The organism is Micromonospora marincola (assembly GCF_056150385.1).
This window is the reverse complement of sequence record NZ_JAXCFT010000002.1, coordinates 188,550-207,388: the sequence shown is the minus strand read 5'-3', so window position 1 is coordinate 207,388 and position 18,839 is coordinate 188,550. Positions and strand designations below refer to the sequence as shown.

Annotated in this window: 21 protein-coding genes; 14 read left to right on the top strand and 7 right to left on the bottom strand. The window is 72.3% G+C overall.

From position 1 onward, the window contains the following. Nucleotides 1-25: 25 nt before the first annotated feature. Nucleotides 26-1,003: a non-homologous end joining protein Ku gene (gene ku, locus SM450_RS05380; protein ID WP_474618553.1), complete on the bottom strand. Its 978-nt coding sequence runs from the start codon at nt 1,001-1,003 to the stop codon at nt 26-28. An 87-nt stretch (nt 1,004-1,090) separates the two neighbouring features. On the opposite strand from ku, the gene ligD (SM450_RS05375) reads away from it, so the two are divergent. Both ligD (SM450_RS05375) and ligD (SM450_RS05370) read left to right on the top strand, forming a co-directional pair. Then, on the top strand, nt 1,091-2,029 hold the full coding sequence (ligD, locus tag SM450_RS05375) for a non-homologous end-joining DNA ligase (RefSeq protein ID WP_474618552.1): 939 nt from the start codon (nt 1,091-1,093) through the stop codon (nt 2,027-2,029). Next, nucleotides 2,019-2,933: a non-homologous end-joining DNA ligase gene (gene ligD, locus SM450_RS05370; RefSeq protein WP_474618551.1), complete on the top strand. Its 915-nt coding sequence runs from the start codon at nt 2,019-2,021 to the stop codon at nt 2,931-2,933. The genes ligD (SM450_RS05375) and ligD (SM450_RS05370) overlap by 11 nt, the downstream gene beginning before the upstream one ends. On the opposite strand, the gene SM450_RS05365 is transcribed toward ligD (SM450_RS05370), so the two are convergent. Next, complete coding sequence (locus SM450_RS05365; protein ID WP_474618550.1) at nt 2,860-3,900, bottom strand: hypothetical protein; 1,041 nt, start codon at nt 3,898-3,900, stop codon at nt 2,860-2,862. The two genes, ligD (SM450_RS05370) and SM450_RS05365, sit on opposite strands and share 74 nt — an antisense overlap. Before the next feature lie 99 nt (nt 3,901-3,999). Next, nucleotides 4,000-4,374, bottom strand: coding sequence for a DUF4267 domain-containing protein (locus SM450_RS05360; protein ID WP_474618549.1), 375 nt, complete (start codon nt 4,372-4,374; stop codon nt 4,000-4,002). Nucleotides 4,375-4,462: 88 nt separating this feature from the next. Here SM450_RS05360 and SM450_RS05355 point away from each other — a divergent pair, with 88 nt between their 5' ends. From SM450_RS05355 to SM450_RS05320, 8 genes are all read left to right on the top strand, one after another. Further along, nucleotides 4,463-5,041: a TetR/AcrR family transcriptional regulator gene (locus SM450_RS05355; protein WP_474618548.1), complete on the top strand. Its 579-nt coding sequence runs from the start codon at nt 4,463-4,465 to the stop codon at nt 5,039-5,041. A gap of 27 nt (nt 5,042-5,068) precedes the next feature. Further along, entirely contained in the window at nt 5,069-5,806 is a 738-nt protein-coding gene (locus tag SM450_RS05350) for a TIGR03089 family protein (RefSeq protein WP_474618547.1), read from the top strand. Nucleotides 5,807-5,897: 91 nt separating this feature from the next. Beyond that, entirely contained in the window at nt 5,898-6,950 is a 1,053-nt protein-coding gene (locus SM450_RS05345; RefSeq protein ID WP_474618546.1) for a hypothetical protein, read from the top strand. Nucleotides 6,951-6,970: 20 nt separating this feature from the next. After that, nucleotides 6,971-7,375, top strand: coding sequence for a YbaB/EbfC family nucleoid-associated protein (locus SM450_RS05340; protein ID WP_474618545.1), 405 nt, complete (start codon nt 6,971-6,973; stop codon nt 7,373-7,375). Then, nucleotides 7,372-8,025, top strand: coding sequence for a hypothetical protein (locus SM450_RS05335; protein WP_474618544.1), 654 nt, complete (start codon nt 7,372-7,374; stop codon nt 8,023-8,025). The genes SM450_RS05340 and SM450_RS05335 overlap by 4 nt, the downstream gene beginning before the upstream one ends. Before the next feature lie 112 nt (nt 8,026-8,137). Then, complete coding sequence (locus SM450_RS05330; RefSeq protein ID WP_474619019.1) at nt 8,138-8,338, top strand: GntR family transcriptional regulator; 201 nt, start codon at nt 8,138-8,140, stop codon at nt 8,336-8,338. Between the two features lie 83 nt (nt 8,339-8,421). Further along, complete coding sequence (locus SM450_RS05325) at nt 8,422-10,152, top strand: Eco57I restriction-modification methylase domain-containing protein (protein WP_474618543.1); 1,731 nt, start codon at nt 8,422-8,424, stop codon at nt 10,150-10,152. Further along, the gene (locus SM450_RS05320) at nt 10,118-10,837 is read left to right on the top strand and encodes a PaeR7I family type II restriction endonuclease (RefSeq protein ID WP_474618542.1); all 720 of its coding nucleotides are present in this window, start codon (nt 10,118-10,120) and stop codon (nt 10,835-10,837) included. Before SM450_RS05325 ends, SM450_RS05320 begins: the two co-directional genes overlap by 35 nt. Before the next feature lie 162 nt (nt 10,838-10,999). Here SM450_RS05320 and SM450_RS05315 read toward each other — a convergent pair whose 3' ends face one another. Both SM450_RS05315 and SM450_RS05310 read right to left on the bottom strand, forming a co-directional pair. After that, nucleotides 11,000-11,293 (bottom strand): hypothetical protein, encoded by a 294-nt coding sequence (locus SM450_RS05315; protein WP_474618541.1) that lies wholly within the window; start codon nt 11,291-11,293, stop codon nt 11,000-11,002. 77 nt (nt 11,294-11,370) lie between these two features. Next, the gene (locus SM450_RS05310) at nt 11,371-13,050 is read right to left on the bottom strand and encodes a DNA repair helicase XPB (RefSeq protein ID WP_474618540.1); all 1,680 of its coding nucleotides are present in this window, start codon (nt 13,048-13,050) and stop codon (nt 11,371-11,373) included. 172 nt (nt 13,051-13,222) lie between these two features. Between SM450_RS05310 and SM450_RS05305 the strand changes: the two genes are divergently transcribed. Continuing rightward, a complete protein-coding gene (locus SM450_RS05305; RefSeq protein ID WP_474618539.1) occupies nt 13,223-14,098 on the top strand; it encodes a L,D-transpeptidase family protein in 876 nt (291 codons plus the stop codon). Between the two features lie 52 nt (nt 14,099-14,150). Further along, on the top strand, nt 14,151-14,387 hold the full coding sequence (locus SM450_RS05300; RefSeq protein ID WP_474618538.1) for a hypothetical protein: 237 nt from the start codon (nt 14,151-14,153) through the stop codon (nt 14,385-14,387). 2 nt (nt 14,388-14,389) lie between these two features. Here the strand turns inward: SM450_RS05300 and SM450_RS05295 are convergent, their stop codons facing one another. Continuing rightward, nucleotides 14,390-16,852: a helicase-associated domain-containing protein gene (locus tag SM450_RS05295; protein WP_474618537.1), complete on the bottom strand. Its 2,463-nt coding sequence runs from the start codon at nt 16,850-16,852 to the stop codon at nt 14,390-14,392. 37 nt (nt 16,853-16,889) lie between these two features. On the opposite strand from SM450_RS05295, the gene SM450_RS05290 reads away from it, so the two are divergent. Together SM450_RS05290 and SM450_RS05285 are read left to right on the top strand one after the other, a co-directional pair. Then, nucleotides 16,890-17,513 (top strand): HAD family hydrolase, encoded by a 624-nt coding sequence (locus tag SM450_RS05290; RefSeq protein ID WP_474618536.1) that lies wholly within the window; start codon nt 16,890-16,892, stop codon nt 17,511-17,513. A gap of 28 nt (nt 17,514-17,541) precedes the next feature. Then, the gene (locus SM450_RS05285; protein WP_073826071.1) at nt 17,542-17,928 is read left to right on the top strand and encodes a cold-shock protein; all 387 of its coding nucleotides are present in this window, start codon (nt 17,542-17,544) and stop codon (nt 17,926-17,928) included. Here SM450_RS05285 and SM450_RS05280 read toward each other — a convergent pair. Then, nucleotides 17,889-18,719 (bottom strand): 1,4-dihydroxy-6-naphthoate synthase, encoded by an 831-nt coding sequence (locus tag SM450_RS05280; protein ID WP_474618535.1) that lies wholly within the window; start codon nt 18,717-18,719, stop codon nt 17,889-17,891. The two genes, SM450_RS05285 and SM450_RS05280, sit on opposite strands and share 40 nt — an antisense overlap. Between the last annotated feature and the right edge of the window lie 120 nt (nt 18,720-18,839).

Below are 18,839 nucleotides of genomic sequence, written 5' to 3'. Positions count from 1 at the left end.
TTAAGCGGGGCCCCTTCCTTGCACCTCAGGCGGTTTTCTTCTTCGCGGGGGCCTTCTTCGCTGCGGTCTTTCTGGCCGGGGTCTTCTTCTCGGCGGTCTTCTTGGCCGGGGTTTTCTTCGCCGCCGTCTTCTTCGCCGGCTCGGACTTCTTCGCGGCGGTCTTCTTCGCCGAGCGGGCCGACGAGATCGGGGTCGGCTCGGCGCCGCCGCCGGACGGCGCCTCGCCCCGGGCCGCCCGGGCCCGCTCGACCGACGCCTTCAGCGCGGCCATCAGGTCCACCGCGGCGGCCGGCGCGGCCTCTTCCTCCGCCGGCTGCACCACCTCGCGGCCCTCGACCTTCGCGTCGATGACCTCCTGCAACGCGGCCCGGTAGTCGTCGGTGAAGGCGTCCGGCTCGAACTCGCCGGCCATCGAGTCGATCAACGAGCTGGCCATCGCCAGCTCCGGCGGGCGCACCTTCAGGTCCTCGTCGAGGAAGCCGAAGTCGGGCTGGCGGATCTCGTCCGGCCAGAGCATGGTGTTGAGCAGCAGCACGCCCTCGCGGACCCGCAGCGTGGCCAACTGCTCCCGCTGGCGCAGCGCCACCTTGACGATCGCGACCCGCTCCGAGTCGGTGAGCGCGTCGCGCAGCAGCACGTACGGCTTGGTGGCGGTGCCTTCCGGCTCCAGGAAGTAGGCCTTGTTGTAGAGGATCGGGTCGACCTGCTCGGCCGGCACGAACTCCAGCACGTCGATCGCGTGTGAGGTGCTCAACGGCAGGTCGGCGAAGTCGGAGTCGGTCAGGATGACCATCTCGCCGCCGCCGATGTCGTACCCCTTGGCGATGTCGTCGTAGGTGACCTCCTCGCCGCAGACCGAGCAGGTGCGCTTGTAACGGATACGGCCGCCGTCCTCGCGGTGCACCTGATGGAACCGGATGTCCTTCTCCTCGGTGGCCGAGTAGACCTTCACCCCGATCGACACCAGGCCGAACGACACCGCTCCCTTCCAGATCGCCCGCATCCCCGCGCTCCTCTCCCCGGCTGAAGACCAGAATCGCAAACGATCGAACGAGGCGCACGCCCTTCGGCGTGCAACTACAGTCAGGAGGTGCCCGGCGCGCCGTTGAAGCCGATGCTCGCGACGACCGGGCAGCTCCCGGCCGGTGCCGCGTGGGCGTACGAGTTCAAGTGGGACGGGATCCGCGCGCTCGCCGACATCTCCCACGGCGACCGGCACTTCTACGCCCGGTCCGGGGTCGAGATCACCACCGCGTACCCGGAACTGCTCAACCTGGCCGAGCAGGTCGACGACGCGCTGCTCGACGGCGAGGTGGTGCTCTTCACCGACGGGCAGCCGTCGTTCACCGCGCTGGCCGAGCGGATGCACGTGCGTAACCCGGCCAAGGCCGCGCGGCTGGCGGCGACCGCACCCGTCACGTACATGATCTTCGACCTGTTGCGGCTCGACGGCGTCGACCTGACCTCCCGGCCCTGGCGGGAGCGGCGGGCGGCGCTTGAGTCGCTCGGGCTCGGCGCCGCCCGGTGGGCGGTGCCGCCGGTCTTCACGGACGGCCCGGCCACCTACGCGGCAGCGGGCGAGCACGGGCTGGAGGGGGTGATGGCCAAGCGGGCCGACTCGGTCTACCGGCCCGGGGTGCGCTCGACCGACTGGGTGAAGGTCAAGCTGGAGGTCACCGGCGACTTCGTGGTCGGCGGCTGGCGGCCCGGCGCACGCCGGATCGGCGGGCTGCTCGTCGGCGTGCCCGGGCCGGACGGGCGGCTGGTCTACCGGGGGCGGGTCGGCGGCGGGATCGGCGCGGCGATCGAGCGGGAGCTGCTGCGCGAGCTGGAGCCGCTGCGCGCCACCGGCTCGCCGTTCGCCGCCGGGGTGCCGCGCGAGGATGCCCGGGGCGCGATCTGGGTATCACCCCGGGTCGTGGTGGAGGTCAAGTACGGCCAGCGCACCCCGGACGGCCGGCTGCGCTTCCCGCGGATCCTGCGGCTGCGCCCGGACAAGCCGCCCGAGGAGGTCGACGATGCCGTCTGACCGGTTCAAGGTCGACGTCGAGGGGCGCGCGCTGGAGCTGTCGAACCTGGACAAGGTGCTCTTCCCGAAGGCCGGCTTCACCAAGGGCGAGGTGGTCGACTACTACACCCGGATCGCCCCGGTGCTGCTGCCGCACCTGCGCGACCGCGCGCTCACCCGGATCCGCTTCCCCAACGGCGTTGACGGCGGCTCGTTCTTCGAGAAGAACGCACCCGCCGCGACCCCCGGTTGGGTACGCACGGAGAACCTGCCCGCCCCCGGGTCGAGCAAGGGGCGGGAAACCATCGACTACGTGGTCTGCGACGACCTGCCCACCCTGGTCTGGTTGGCGAACCTGGCCGCGTTGGAGCTGCACACGCCGCAGTGGAAGATCGGCGCGCACCCGGACGTGATGGTGGTCGACCTGGATCCGGGCGCCCCGGCCGCGCTGCGGCAGTGCTGCCAGGTGGCGTTGCTGATGCGCGACCGGCTGGCTCTTGACGGCGTGGCGGCGTACCCGAAGACGTCCGGGAAGAAGGGCATGCAGCTCTGCTGCCCGATCGCCGGCACGCAGGACGCGGAGGTCGTCTCCGGCTACGCCCGGGGGATCGCGCGGGAGCTGGAGCAGGCGCACCCGAGGCTGATCGTGTCGAAGATGGCGAAGAACCTGCGCCCCGGCAAGGTCTTCATCGACTGGAGCCAGAACAACGCGGCGAAGACGACTGTGGCGCCGTACTCGTTGCGCGCCCAGCCGGTGCCGGCCGCGTCCACGCCGTTGACCTGGGACGAGGTCGAGGCGGGCGCGGCCGGGAAGCGGCCGTCGACCCGCCCCTACACCGCCGCCGAGGTGCTCACGCGGGTGGCGGAGCAGGGTGACCTGCTGGCCCCGCTGCTCGACGGCGGTCCCGAGCTGCCCGCCCGCTGACCCGCCACCACGCGCCGCCCACCAGGAGCACCACGATCACGCTGATCGCGACGTCTCCCGCCAGGTCCGCCGCCGGGCTCGACGGGGAGTAGGTCGGCACCTCGTACGCGGAGACGGCCGCGGCGAGCATGCTTGCCGAACCGGCCGCGAGCACGTGGGACTGTCCCCAGCCGGCCCGGCGGGACCAGCGGGTGAGCAGGACCGTGGTGACCGCGGCGAGCGCGAGTGCGAGCCCGATCCCCGGCCAGCCCGGCACGATGCTCGCCCCCACGTAGGTGACCGCCACCAGCAACCCCGCCGAGACCGGCCATGGCGCGGTCGCGGCACCGGTGTCGACGCGGCCACGGCGGCGCAGCAGGGCGGCGGCGACCAGGGCCAGTGCCACGCCGGCCGCGACCGCGAGCTGGAGCGGAGAGGCCAGGAAGCCCTTGCGGCCACCGTCGTCGGCGAAGACCAGCAGGCTGCCGCCGAGCCAGAGCAGCGCGGTCACGCCCAGCCCCGGACGGCCCAGCCAGGGCCGCGACCGGCGGCCCGCCCCGAGGTACGACTCGACGAGCGCGATCGCCGCGCAGATGGTCAGCGCCACGTGGTTGCCCACGTAGTCGACCGCCTGCCGGGCGCTGAACCCGAGACCGGGCACCAGCGTCGCCTCGGCGGCGGCGCGGGTGTCGGCGAACTGGGTGTCGTCGAGGTAGTCCGGGTTGAACAGGGACTGGTCGACCAGGCCGGCCTGGACCACGCCGAAGGCGGCGGCGAGCAGGACGATCCCCGGCCAGCCCAGCCCGAGGCGCCGGGCGGTCTCCCGGATCAGCAGCGCGGCCCCGCCGTACATCGGGGCGAGCACGAGCACCACGAACGGCATGCCGGCGAGGGTGAAGCCGCCCCAGACGCACTCCGCGGTCCAGGGCGCGAGCAGCAGCAACGCGACCGCCGGGAGGAGTCGGCGGCGCAGGGGTTCGGTCGTCATGCCCGAACCGTGCCGTAGCCGCCCGGCTCGCCGATACGGCCATCGGCCGCCCGGGTACGCGACCAAAGTCGACGGTCGCGGACCCGGGCGGTGGCGGGTCTAGAGGGCGAACAGCAGGGCGGCGTCGAGGAGCACGACCACGGCGGTGGCGAAGTGGATGCCGAAGGCGGCGGCCCGGGTGCCGCCGTGCCGGAGCACGATGACGGTGTCGCCAAGCGGGGCCAGTGCGACGACGAGCATGAACCAGGCGACCGCGTCGGCGCTGGTGAAGGCGATCAGGGCGAGGCCGACCAGCCCGTAGGTGAGGTCGCGTACGCCCTTGATCGTCAGGTAGGCGGGATCTCCTCCGCTCGGTGCCGCCGGGACGCCGTAGCCGGCGGCGGAGGCTCGCGGCGCCACCAGGAAGCGGACGCCGATGAAGGCGATGAAGAGGCTGAGGACGATGGCGAGCCCGTAGGCGAGGGGGCTGAGCATGGTCGACTCCAAATGCTAGCGCTGCTAGATGTGAAGGCGACGCTAGCAGAGCATTGGCAGTCTGACTAGCGGTGCTAGGATTCGGGTCATGTCGATTCAGACGCGCCGGGAGCGGGAGCGGGCGGAACGCGAGCGGGCGATCATCGCCACGGCCCGTGAACTGGCCGAGTCGGAGGGCTGGGACGCGGTCACCACCCGCCGGCTCGCCGCCGAGATCGAGTACAGCCAGCCCGTCCTCTACAGCCACTTCAAGGGCAAGGACGCCATCATGGCGGCGGTCGCCCTGGAGGGCTGCGCCGATCTGGCCGCCGAACTCGCCGCCGCCCGGGCCGCCGCGACCGACCCGCGGCAGGCGGTGGCCGGCATCGCCACGGCGTACGCCGGGTTCGCCGAACGCCGGCCCGCGCTCTACGACGCGATCTTCACCCTCCCCGTCGCACTCTCCTTCGCCAGCCAGGACACGCCGGTCGAGCTGGCCCGCGCCTTCGCCGAACTGGCCGAGACGCTGCGCCCGTTCGCCGGTGACGACGACCTGGAGACGTTCACCGAGACGTTCTGGAGCGGACTGCACGGTCAGGTCACGCTGATGCGCGGCGGCCGGCTGCGGCGGGCCGAACACGAGCGGAGGTTGGCCCTCCTGGTCGACCGGTTCGCCCGGCTAGGGTGAGCTGACCGCCAGGGAGGAGGGCACCCGATGGCCGCACCCGTACCCACCGCCGCGCCGACCGGCGAGCCGCTGTTCAGCTACCGCGACGACGTGACAGGCGAGCGCACCGACCTCGACGCGGGGCAACTCGGGGCGTGGGCCGCGCGCAGTGCCGGGTTGCTCCGCGACGGCTGCGGGCTGCGCCCCGGCGACCGGACGGCAGTGCTGTTGCCGCCACACTGGCGCACCGCGGCGGTGCTGCTCGGAGCCTGGTCGGTCGGGCTGACGGTCTCCTTCCGGCCCCGGGCACTGGCCGGGCTGCCGGTGCTGGAGCCGGGCGCGGACCGGCCGTACGACGCGGTGTTCGTGACCCCGGAACGCCACGACGACTGGCTGGAGGACGTGCCGGACGGGACCCACCGCTACCTGGTCGGCACCGGTCCGGGCCCGCTCGACGAGGTGCCGCCGGGCTGGCTGGACTGGTCGGTCGAGGTGCTGCGCCACCCCGCCGACCCGCCTGACTACACCGCCGTGGACCCGGCCGGCCCGGCGACCCCGGACGGCACCAGCTTCGGCGCGTGGCGGCGGCTGGCCGCGGAGGTCGCCACCCAGCTCGACCTGCGCGCCGGCGACCGGCTGCTTGTCGACCCGGCCGAACACGAGCAGCCCCTGAAGTGGCTGCTGGCCCCGCTCGCCGCCGGCGCCTCGGTCATCGTCCGCGCCAACCTCGACCGCGCCCGGCTGGACGCCCACCTCGCCGCCGACCGGGCCACCCGCGTCCTCTGAGCCGGCCCGCCCGCCGCTACCCGAGCTGATCGGGGCCACCCGGGGCACACCGATTCGCCTACGATGCCCGGGAGCGCACCGGGAGGGCAGCATGGCCGATTTCACCGTGGACCCGGACGACGTCCGTATCCACGGGCGGACGCTTGGCAGCACCGTCGCCGAGGACTACGCGCAGCAGGCGCAGGAGATCGCCCGGGACAGCGTCATCGACCCACCCGGGTTCGGCATCGCCCTGTCGCCGGTCGAGGCGCTCTACATCCAGCGCGTCGAGTTCCTGGTCGGCGACGTGCGGGGTGCGGCCGACGTGTGCCGGCAGATCGGCGCGAAACTCGGCGTCGTCGCCGACCAGTACGAGCGCGCGGAGAACCTGCACGTCGGCGGGTTCGGTGCCACGCCCGCGCCCACCGGCGGCTTCGGCGACGCGTACGGCCGGACGGGTGTGGCGCAACTCGTCACCGACCCGACCACGCTCGGCGCCGCCGCCACCATCGGCGCCTCGATCACGCTGGCCGAGATCGGCGGCATCATGGGCGGCATGGCGGCCTGCGCCGCGCTCTGCCCCACGTTCATCATCGGCCTGGCCGGCGCGGCGCTCTTCGTGGCCAATCCGGTAGGCATCGCCCAGGCCGGCGCCGACCTGATGCGCCACGGCGACCAGCTCCAGAAGGCGTTGAACGCCAACTTCGACAAGATCTGCTCGGCGGCCACCGGCACCTGGAAGGGCGAGGGCAAGGACAGCTTCGTCATCATGGCCACCAAGCTCAAGGCCCACCTGGACGAACTCGGCGCGTACATCCGGGTCCTCGGCGAGGCGCTGCACTCCCTGGAGATCGCCCTCGGCGGCCTGTGGATCGCCCTGGGCGCGATGACCGTGCCGTTCCTGACCTGGCTGATCGCCATGCGCGCCGCCGAGCTGGTGCCCGGCGCCGCCGTCGTCCTCGAACCGGTCATCGAGGCGACCGGGGCGGTCGTGGCCGGCTCGGTCACCACCATGGTGGCGGCGGTGAGCGCGCTCGGTGGGCTGGCCCTGGCGCTGATCAACGGCCTCGCCAAGGACTTCCTCAAGCTGATGACGCTGCCGGACGACGGCGCGGCCGGCACGCCGGACCTGACCGAGTTCCGCGTCGGCGAGAACTTCGCCTGAGCGGTGGGAGAGGAGACGCCGTGATCGACCCGGACGCCCGGCGCCGCATCGAGGGCATGGCGGAGCAGGCCAACCGGTTCGCCGCCACCATGTCGGACCTCACCGGCGAGGGCAGCGACGACGCGGGGCTGGTGCGCGCGACGTGCGCCGCCGGTGGCCGCCTCGTCGACATCGAACTGGGCGCGGAGACCCGACGGATGCAGACGTACGAGCTGCGCGAGGCGATCCTCGCCGCCACCGGCCGGGCCGCCGACTCGGCCGCCGCGAAGCTGGCCGAGGTGGTGGCGCAGATGACCGGCAGCGCCGACGTCTACGGCGGCGACGCCGTCCGCCGAGCCCGCGAACAGGTGGCGCAGTACCAGCGGCTCGTCGACGCGCAGCGGGAGAAGTTCGACCAGCTCCGCGGCGACCTCGGTCGGTCATGAGCCCCGCGTCCGCGGAACTGCGCCTGCGCCGCCCCCTGCTGCGGCTGCTCGGCGCGCTGCGCCCGGTCAACGCCGGCTACCGGATGCGCCCGGCGACCCTGCTGGCGCTCCTCGTCTTCGCCGCTGTCGCGTTCGTGCTCCTCGTCGTCGCCGCGCCGCTGGGCCCGCGCGGCTCGGCGTGGCCGTACGTCCTCGCGTTCGTCGTGGCGGCGGCGATCGCGCTGCCGTACCCGGTCCTGACCGTCGCCGCCACCACCTGGTACGCCTACGGCGCCGGACATCCGATGCTCTCGGTCGTCGACGGGGAGGTCCGGGGCCGGCTGCGCGGCGTGTGGGCCGACGAACTCGCCGCCGCCGACCCGGCCGATCCGTCCTGGTGGGATCTGCGACTGCCGACCGGCGCGCTCATCGGGGTGCGGGTGGAACGCGACCGCCCCGGCAGCCCGATCCTCGTCCTCGACCTGCCACCCGAGGCGGCGGCGGCACTGCTCGCCGGCGAGGACACCGGCAAGCTGGCCCGACACTGGCATGACCGGGTGGGCAGTCCCGCCGCCTGGCAGGTCGGCATCTACGCCGGCCGCCTCCGCCGCGAACGCGCCCTGCGCGCCCTGCTCGCCGCACTCCCAGTGCAAGGCGGGGCCCCCGCTTAACGCCTCCGGTATAGGAGGGGCCCCTCTTAACGCTCCCGCGGCGCCAGCGGCGCGGCCGGCGATAACGAGGGGCGCGGCGCCGCCCGAGGTGGCCGCGCCGGACGGCGTGACGATGGCGGCGGCCACGCTCGGGCCGGAGCTGTTCGGCACCTATCCGCCGGGTTCTCAGCTTCTTTCCGGACGGAAGCTCGCGGACGACTACGACGTGACGCAGTCGACGATCAGCCGCGCAGTGGCGAGGTTGCGGGAGCAGGGCGTGCTGGTGGGCCGCCCCGGCCGAGGCGTCTTCGTCGCCGAGTCCGAGCGGCGGTGACGGCTGAAGCGTCCCGCTGCGGCACTCTTTTCAGCGGCGTGCTGGGCTGAGCTGCGGGGATCGCACTGCCCTATGCTCATTGAGTGAAGGCGGTAGCAGCAGAGACGCGGCAGCTTATGGCAGGCGAGGCAGTGCTGCCGCTGACCGCCATCCCGGCCAAGTCGGTCGAGCACGGCGAGGTGTTCACCCGCCGCTGGGTCGTCGAGTTAATTCTCGACCTTGCGGGTTACACCGCCGACCGGGATCTTGCCGCGATGGCGGCGGTCGAGCCGGCGTGCGGCAGTGGCGCCTTCTTGGCGGCGATGGCTGCCCGCGTCAGCGCCTCGTGTCGCAAGCATGACCGTCCGCTCCTCGACGCCAAGTCCGCGCTGCATGCCTTCGACCTGCTTGCTCCGAGTGTGGCGGCCAGCAGGAGCCTCGTGCGGAATGTGTTGGTCGACGAGGGTTGGCCGCTTCCTGAAGCGCGCGAAGTGGCGACGGCGTGGATTCGGCAGGGCGATTTTCTGCTCGATCCAAATCTTCCGAAGGATGCAGACTTCGTCGTCGGCAACCCGCCGTACGTTCGCCTCGAGGACGTACCCGCCGACCGTATGCGGGCCTACCGTGCCGCGTGCGTCACCATGACGGGCCGGTCCGATCTCTACGTTGGTTTCTACGAACGCGGGCTGCGCTGCCTCCGAAGAGGAGGAGTCCTCGCGTTCATCTGCGCGGACCGGTGGATGCGTAACCAGTACGGACGTCAGTTGCGGGAGTTCGTCGCCGCTGGCTACAGCGTCGACATCACCGTCGCCATGCATGACGTCGACGCGTTCGAGGAGCAGGTGTCGGCGTATCCGGCCGTCACGATCATCCGCCGGGGCGAGCAGGATGCCGCCGTTGTCGCGGATACTCGGCGAGGCTTCGGGCCGCAAGACGCACCGGAACTGGTGGAGTTGATCCATGCCGAAGAGCCAAAGGCGGCGACCAGCGGCAGCTTCGAGGTGACCCGATTACCCCACTGGTTCACCGGTGGCGAGTCCTGGCCGGCTGGCTCGCCCTCGAGGCTAGCGCTGATCGAGACGCTGAACGGCCGTTTCCCGCCGCTGGAGGACAAGGACACCGGAACCCGGGTCGGCATTGGTGTAGCGACGGGTGCCGACCGGGTCTTCGTTACGGCGCACGCCGATGTCGAACCACGGCGACTGCTGCCACTGTCTATGGTCAGGGACACCACTTCGGGTACCTTCTCCTGGTCGGGCCATTATCTGGTCAACCCCTGGGATGCGGAAGGCGCGCTCGTCGACCTAGCTTCGCTGCCGCGCCTGCGTGCCTACTACCAGCGACACGCGGCGGCCCTTAGAGGCCGGCACGTGGCGGTCAAACGACCGGCGCACTGGTACCGGACCATCGACAAGGTGGATCACTGCCTGATCGATCGCCCGAAGCTGCTTTTTCCAGACATGAAGACCGCGATCCACCCGGTGCTGGAAGAGGGTGGCTTCTATCCGCACCACAACCTTTACTACATCGTTTCAGACGCTTGGGATCTGCGAGTGCTGGGCGGCTTGTTGTTGTCGGGTGTGGCACAGGCCTTTGTGGAGGCTTACGCCGTTAGGATGCGTGGCGGCACCCTTCGATTCCAGGCTCAGTATCTGCGTCGGATCCGCGTACCCAGGCCCGAGGCCATCTCGGCCACCGACCGTGCTGCGCTTGCCGCCGCATTTGATGCACGGAACCCGCGAGCGGCGACGAAGGTTGCGCTTCGCGTGTACGGGATCGAGGCGATGGGGGATCTGGTCGATGGATCAGCACTCGTGGGAAGAGGCGGTTCGTAGCTCCTGGGCGGTCCGGGAATCGCAAGCCGCGAAGAAGCTGCTGGGCGGCAAGACCGATACCGGAGGGCGCGGTGCGGTCACCGGCGGTGCCCACCTCGACGCGCTGACGGAATTGCTCGCCCAGTTGTTCCGTGACGCCGGCTTTCCGCCCGAGGCCGTGCGCTCCAGGTCCAGGGTCGAGCTACCCGGCTACTTCAGGCCCACCAAGAAGTGGGATCTGGTGGTGCTTCACGAGGGCGAACTGGTCGCCGCCATCGAGCTGAAATCCCACGTCGGCCCGTCATTCGGCAACAACTTCAACAACCGGAACGAAGAGGCGATCGGCAGCGCAGTCGACCTGCGGCGCGCCTACGACCACGGTCTGCTCGGCCAGCTACGACCATGGCTCGGATATGTGTTGCTCGTGGAGGAGGCACCAACCTCCATCCGCCCAGGCAGGCCCCGGAGTAGCACCTTCCCGATCGACCCGGCCTTCACCAAGACCTCGTATGTCGATCGCTACGTCATTTTGTGCAAGCGGCTGCGCACCGCCGGTCTCTATGACGCCGCCTGCCTCGTCACCTCCTCCCGCGAGGTCGATGCCCCCATTCGCCAGCCCGATTCGGAGATCGGTTTCTCCGCCTTCGTTGGTGCCATCATGGCTCGCACCGAGGAGTTCGGCGTCCTCCAGCCCAAGCGGAACTGAACTTCATGGACTACACGCAGGACTTCTGCATGAACATGTTCACCCCGGGCCAAGCCGACCGGATGAGCGACGCCTGGCTGGCGTTCCGCGCCGGCGGAACCGGCTGACACAGTCGGAGGGGCGGTCGCCTCGCACCGCGACCGTCCCCTCCGCTGCGCCGGTTCAGCAGGTGGTGTTGCCCTGCGGCACCCAGCCGTCCAGCGACGGGTCCTCGGCGCCGTGGCCGTACACCCAGGAGTCGTTGTTCTCGGCCCAGCCCCCGTGTGCGCGGAACCCGCGCCCGGCGGTCAGGGTGCGCAGCACCATGCCGTGCGGCGCTGCCCGCAGCCAGGTGTTCTGCGTGAGGTTGCAGACGAAGCCGGGCGCGTCGCTCGCCGAGGCCGAAGTGGGTGCCACGCCCGCGCCGGCGAGGCCGACGGTGGCGACCGTCAGTGCGGAGAGAACTCGGCGGTTCACTCGGGTCCCTTCTGGTGTTCCAATGACGGTTGCCGATTCTGCCACTGTGGATCGACACCGGAAAACCGGAAGCAGGACTACTCGACCGAGGGCAGCGGCGGGCCGAGCACGTCGTCGGCGTCCACGATGCTGTACGCGTACCCCTGCTCGGCGAGGAAGCGCTGCCGGTGCGCGGCGTACTCGGTGTCGATGGTGTCGCGGGAGACCACGGTGTAGAAGTGCGCCTGCCGGCCGTCGGCCTTCGGGCGGAGCACCCGACCCAGCCGCTGCGCCTCCTCCTGCCGCGACCCGAACGTGCCGGACACCTGGATCGCCACCGCCGCCTCCGGCAGGTCGATGGAAAAATTGCCGACCTTCGAGATCACCAAGGTTCGCAACGAACCGGCCCGGAAGGCGTCGAACAGCCGCTCGCGTTCCTTGTTCGTGGTGGAACCCTGCACGATCGGCGCGTCCAGATATTCGCCGAGCTGGTGCAACTGGTCGAGGAAACCGCCGATGACGAGCACCTGCTCGGAAGGGTGCCGCTCCACCAGGGCCCGCACCACGGGCAGCTTGGTGCGGGCGCTCGCCGCCATCCGGTAGCGCTCCTCCGCCTCCGCCGTCGCGTACGCCAGCCGCTCCGCGTCGGTGAGCGTCACCCGTACCTCGGTGCACTCCGCCGGCGCGATCCAGCCCTGCTGCTCGATGTCCTTCCACGGCGCGTCGTACCGCTTCGGGCCGATCAGGCTGAACACGTCGCCCTCCCGGCCGTCCTCGCGTACAAGCGTCGCGGTGAGGCCGAGCCGGCGGCGGGCCTGGAGGTCCGCGGTGAAGCGGAAGATCGGCGCGGGCAGCAGGTGCACCTCGTCGTAGACGACCAGGCCCCAGTCGCGGGCGCCGAACAGGTCCAGGTGGGTGAACGCGCCGCCGCGCCGCGCGGTGAGCACCTGGTACGTGGCGATGGTGACCGGGCGGATCTCCTTGCGCTCGCCCGAGTACTCGCCGATCTCCTCCTCGGTCAGCGACGTGCGGGCGATCAGCTCACGCTTCCACTGCCGGCCGGCCACCGTGTTCGTCACCAGGATCAGCGTGGTCGCCTTCGCCTCGGCCATCGCCGCCGCGCCGACGAGCGTCTTGCCGGCGCCGCAGGGCAGCACCACCACGCCGGAGCCGCCGGCCCAGAACGCCTCCACCGCCTCCCGTTGGTAGGAGCGCAGCGTCCACGCCTTGCCCCCGTCCTTGCCGGACTCGGCCAGCTCGATCGGGTGCGCCTCGCCGTCGACGTATCCGGCCAGGTCCTCCGCCGGCCAGCCCAGCTTCAGCAGCGCCTGCTTGAGCCGGCCCCGCTCGGACGGGTGCACCGCGATGGTGTCGTCGTCGAGCTTCGCGCCGAGCATGCCGGCGAGCTTCTTGCTCTTCGCCACCTCGATCAGCACCACCCGGTCCAGGGCGCGCAGCACCAGCCCGTGCGCCGGGTCGTTGGCGAGCTGGAGCCGGCCGTACCGGTCCATCGTCTCGGCCACGTCGACGAGCAGCCCGTGCGGCACCGGATAGCGCGAATACTTGATCAGGGTGTCGACCACGCCCTCCGCGTCATGGCCGGCGGCCCGCGCGTTCCACAGGCCCAACGGGGTGAGCCGGTAGGTGTGCACGTGCTCGGGGGAGCGCTCCAGCTCCGCGAAGGGCGCGATGGCCATCCGGCAGGACTGCGCGTCCGGGTGGTCGATCTCCAGCAGCAGCGTCTTGTCCGACTGCACGATCAGTGGTCCACCGCTCACGCCGCGTTCTCCTCGCATCGCCCGGTATCCATGCCCGCACGACGCTGACCTGCCGAAGGCGGACCATCAAGTGTTGCACGCCCGGCGGGGTCGGAAAAAAGTCTCGCTGGACAGGCAACGTCATACTCACCCCACACGTCTAGCAAGCGGGACAACTGTCCAGGGAGGGCCCATGCAGCGTGTCCGGTTTCTCGCCCGGGTCGTCGGTCTGACAGTTGTCGTGCTGGTCGGCGTCGGCGCGTGCGCGCTCGATCCGCAGGCGGAGGGCGCCGGGGGCACCACCCCCGCGCCGGTCGGGCTGACGGAGGGAGCATCGGGGGCGAGCGCGCCGCCCACGCCCGAGCGGTCGGCGACGTCCCCGTCGGCGCAGCCGAGCCGGACGGCCACGCCGAACCCCACCCGGTCACCGAAGGCGACCGCGACCACGAAGCCGAAGGCCACGCCGAGCCGGCCCGCCGGGTGCCCGCAGGGGGAGCACCAGCGGGCCGTGGAGAGCTACCTGAGTCGGCTGGGCGGCTTCGGGACGCTGAGCGTGGACGGTGCGCAGTCCGCCGCCGACTGCGCCGCGATCAAGAAGTTCCAGAGCCGGTACGGCATCAGCCCCGCCTCCGGGCGCGCCGGCCCCACCACGTACGACGTGGCGAAGCGACTGGCCGCCACCGACGTGTCGCGCTGCCGGGCCGGCTCCCGGCTCACCTTCTGCGTCGACCTGACCCAGCAGACCGTGTGGGCGATGCGCGGCGGCAAGGTCGTGCTGGGCCCGACCGTCACCCGCACCGGCATGTCCGGGTACGCCACGCCGGCCGGCACCTACTCGGTGGGCGGGCGGAACCTGCGCGAGTGGTCCAACCCGTACGAGGTGTGGCTGCCGTACTGGCAGCGGTTCAACGGCGGGATCGGCTTCCACGAGACCACCACCTACCTGCACAACGGCGCGATCGGCTCGCACGGCTGCGTCAACCTGCTGCACCGCGACGCGGTACGCCTCTGGGAGTTGGGTTCGATCGGCACCCGCGTGGTGGTGATCGGCCGACGCCCCGGCACCTGATCCGCCGGTAACCTGGAGGCCGGGTCCACCACGGGGCGGGGAGGGACTGGCCATGACCGTCGATCAGGACGTGCTTCCCGAGGACGAGCGGACGCCGCCGCACCAGGTCTCCACGGCGGTGATGGTCGGTTACGCGACGGCCGCCGTGGGCGTGTTCGGCTGGTTCCTGTTCGGGCTGCTCGTGCAGCGGCAGGGCTTCGTCGACTCGGTCGGCGAGTCGGCCGGCGCGGCGTTCGCGCTGCTGCTGGCCATCTCGGTGATCGGCACGCTGCGGCGCAACGGCGAATAGGGTCACTCCTCCAGCACGGCGGCGGTGATCCGGTGCAGCGCGAACGTGTGCAGCATCTCGGTGCGGTCGTCCTCGGCGCGCAGATAGCCGGCGCCGATCGACACCGGCCGCACCAGCCGCGACGCGGTCGCCCCGTGTGCGTCGACGTAACCCACCCAGACCAGCGCCTTGTCCCGTACCGCCTGCTGGAGCACGGCGAGCGCCTCGCCGTGCCCGTGCGCCGGTGCCGGGCCGGTGGTCGCCGCGCCACGGACCACCGCCGGCGCCCGCCGCGCCACCCGGGCCGCCATGTCGCCCCGGCGGATCTGCTCCACCACGCCGAGCAGGCGGGGCATCGGCAGCTTCGGGGTGGCCAGCGGGTCCACCGCGCGGCCGGTGAGCGGGGTGCGGGCCGGCGCCCGCCGGGTCTTCGGCCGGGCCAGCACCGTCGCCCCGCTTGCGTCCTCGGGCACCGGCGCGTACCCGGCGTCGCGCAACGCCAGCAGCATCCGGTTGACCTGGTACGGGGTGACAAGCACCGTCGGGGCGAGCCGGCGGAACGCCAGCGACTCCAGTCGGCGGTCCGCCTGCACCTCCGTGAGCAGCGCCTCGTCGTCGCTGCGCACGTACCCACCGGCGGAGCCGACCCGCAGCCCGCCGTGTTTCCGGGCCACGTCGTCGACCAGGTAGGTCAGCCCCTGCGGGACCGGCGTACGCGACCGGCGGCGGAACAGCGTATGCAGGTCGTCGGCGGTGTAGCCGGCGTCCAGGGCCCGCCGGATGCTCGCCGTGGTGACCCGGTGCACGCTCGCCCCGCCCGCCGACTCGTGCTCGGCGACCACGTCCAGTTCGGCGGCGAGCGCCGGGTCGGGTGGGCCGGGCACCACCACGCTGAGGTCGGCCTGCACGAGCACGTGGTCGACCGGGGCGGGCAGCAGCCCGTCAAGCGCGCGTACCGCAGTCGACGGGTCACCCGACTCGGCGTCGGAGCGCAGCCCCAGCGGGTCGTCGCCGCGCTCGTCGGCGTCGGTCAGCTCGGCCAGCAGCAGCCGCCCGTACGTGGTGAGCGCGCCGAGCCCGGTCACCCCGAGCCGAGCCGCCTCGGCCAGCACCTCACGGTGGACCGTCTCCCGCCCCCGGGCCCGGCGCGGCGCCCGCCAGTCGAGCAGGTCCAGCACCTCGTCCGGGGTCGGCGCGGTGCCCTGCGGCAGGTCGGCCAGCACGGCGAGCACGGCGCGGCGGGCGGCCGGCGCGGCGGCGCGTTCCGCCTCCGGCGAGAGCACCGAGATCGGGCGGTCCCGGTCGTCCCGCTGGCCGACCAGGCCCACCTGGCGGGTCATCGCCAGCCACGCCCGAGCGAGCTGCTCCCAGCGCTGGGCGAGCGAGGCCGCGCGCCACACCTCGTATCCCCCGGTGGGCAGGATCTGCTGGTCACCGCCGTACCGGGTGGTGGCCGAACCGGTCAGCTCCAGCTCGCCGGTCAGGCCCGCCGCGTACGCCACCTCGAAGATCAACGCGGTGGTCGGCTCGTCAAGTCCGAGGCCACGGGCGAGCCGGCGCAGGTCGCGTACCCCGACGCCGCCGGACCGCAGCACCGGGGCCGGTTCGGCGACAAGCGCCTCCAGCAGCGCCTCGGTGTGCCGGACCACCTCCATGGTCTGCCCGGCGCCGGCCGAGTCGACGGCCTTGATCTCCCGGGGTGGGCCGGAGACCTCCGGCGGGCTGGTGCGCAGCGGGCCGAGGGGACCGGCGTCGCGGCGCAGCACCAGCCCCACCTCGCGGGGCAGCTCGACGGTGCCGTTGGGGCCGCCGGACATCCGCACCAGCAGCCGGTGCTCGACCAGCCAGCGGATCGGTGAGCCGGTGGGTGCGCCGCCGTTGACCAGGTCGGGCGGGAGCACGTCCTCGACGCCTGTGGCGGGCGCGTCGAGCGCGCCGGGCGCCACGGTGCCGACCGGCGGGCCGGCGGCGAGCCGGTCCAGGACCGCCCGGGCCGAGGGCGGCGCGGCGAGCAGCGTCCGCCGCAGCTTCGCCGGGTCCGCGCACAGGGCCGCCGCGCGTGGGTCCAGCTCCGCCGCCGGCCGGCCCAGTCCCGCCGGGTACGGGGAGACCTCGTCGACGCCCCCGACCACGTGCAGGTCGTGTTCGGGGCCGTAGAGCAGGAACCGCGCCCGCAGCCGGTCCACCGCGGCGCGGACCGCGGTCGGGGCGGGCGGGTGCGGCCCGGCGGTGGCCGTGGCCAGGATCTGGTCGGTGGAGGTGCTGCCCTCGGTGCCCTGGGTGAGCCGGGCGGCGTCGAGGATCTGGAGGGTGAACTGGTCCAGCCCGTCGAGCGCCCGGGCCACGGAGACCCGGGACTGGGCGCGCAGGGCGAGGGCGGACACATCGGCCGGCACCGGCACGACGAGGTCGGGCCGCAGTTGGAGCAGGGCGGCCAGGGACTCGTCGGGGAGGGCCCGCAGGTGGTCGGCGAGTGAGGTGGTCATCGTCGTACCACGCTAGCCCGCTGGGTAGGTTCTCGGCATGTCTCCGCTGATGGTCGGCTTCGACCTTGACATGACCCTGGTCGACTCCCGCCCCGGCATCGCCGCCGCGTACCGGGCGTTGACCGAGCGTACGGGCGTGCCGGTGGACGCGGAACTGGCCGTGTCCCGGCTGGGCCCGCCGCTGCGTACCGAACTGGCTCACTGGTTCCCGCCGGAGCGGATCGAGGAGGCGGTGACGCTCTACCGGGAGCTCTATCCCGCGTACGCGATCACGCCGACGGTGCCGATGCCGGGCGCGGAGGCCGCGGTGCGCGCGGTGCACGAGCGCGGCGGTCGGGTGATGGTGGTGACCTCCAAGATCGGGCGGCTGGCGAAGCTGCACCTGGACCACCTCGGGCTGCCTGTCGACGAGTTGGCCGGGGACCTGTTCGCCGAGCAGAAGGCGACCGCGCTGCGGGAGCACGGTGCGACGCTCTACGTGGGCGACCACGTGGCCGACATGGCCGCGGCGCGGGCGGCAGGCATCCCGGGCGTGGGAGTGGCGACCGGCCCCTGCTCGGTGGACGAGTTGACCGCGGCCGGCGCGTACTCGGTGCTGGATGATCTTGTGGAATTCCCGAAGGCGGTGGACCGGATCATCGGGCTAGCCTTGGAGGGGTAGACGGTTCGAGTGGAGCGGGGTTCGACAGGTGCCGACGGGTCGAGTGAAGTGGTACGACGCGGCCAAGGGATACGGGTTCGTCACAAGTGACGAGGGTGGCGACGTGTTCCTGCCGAAGGGCGCGCTACCGGCGGGTGTCGCCGACCTGAAGGGTGGCCAGCGGGTCGATTTCAGCGTGGTGGACAGCCGGCGGGGCGCCCAGGCCATGGGGGTGAAGCTGCTGGAGGCGCCGCCGTCGGTGGCGGAGTTGCGCCGCCGGCCGGCGGAGGAGTTGCACGGCCTGGTCGAAGACATGATCAAGGTGCTGGAGGCGAAGGTCCAGCCGGACCTGCGCCGGGGTCGCTTCCCCGATCGCAAGGCCGCGCAGAAGATCGCTCAGCTGGTCCACGCGGTGGCGCGCGAGCTGGAGGTCTGAGGGACGAGCCCGGCGTCGGCGGCCCGGCCCAGCAGCGCCTCCACGGCGGCGAAGCCGGCCTCACCCAGGTCGGCGGTGAACTCGTTGACGTAGAGGCCGATGTGCCGGTCCACCACGTCGGGCTCCATCTCCTGCGCGTGCGCCAGGACATACCCGCGGCTGGCCTCCGGGTCGGCCCAGGCCTGCCGCACCGACTCCCGGACCCAGGCGGCGGCCTCGGCCGGGTCGACCGCGCCGCGGCGGGCCAGGATCGCGCCGAGCGGAATCGGCAGCCCGGTGTCACCCTCCCACCACTCGCCCAGGTCGACCAGGGCGGTCAGCCCGTGCCGCGGGTAGGTGAAGCGGGCCTCGTGGATCACCAGCCCGGCGTCGTACCGGCCGGCGGCCACGCCCGGCATGATCTCGTGGAACGGCACCACCTCGAACCGCTTCGGCGCCTGCCCGGCAGCCCAGAGCCGGAACAGCAGGTACGCCGTGGTCCGCTCGCCGGGCACCGCCACGGTCGCGCCGGACAGGTCGGCCCGGTCACCCCGGGTCAGCACCAGCGGACCGCAGCCCCGGCCCAGCGCGCCCCCGCAGGGCAGCAGGTGGTAGTCGTCGAGCAGCCAGGGCAGCGCCGCGTAGCTGACCTTCACCAGGTCGAACGCGCCCCGCTCGGCGGCCGTGTTGGTGACGTCCACGTCCGCGTAGGTCACCTCGACCGGCGGCGCGCCGGGCACCCGCCCGTGCACCAGGGCGTCGAAGACGAACGTGTCGTTGGGGCAGGGGGAGATCGCCAGGGAGAGCGTCACGCCCCCACCGTAACTCCGCCCGCTCCACCACCCGCCACCCCCGTCTCCCGGTGCCGCCCGGCACGCGTCGGCTCTCGGGCGGAGGTTGCTGTGGGGCCGCCTAGAAACTTGATGACGTGG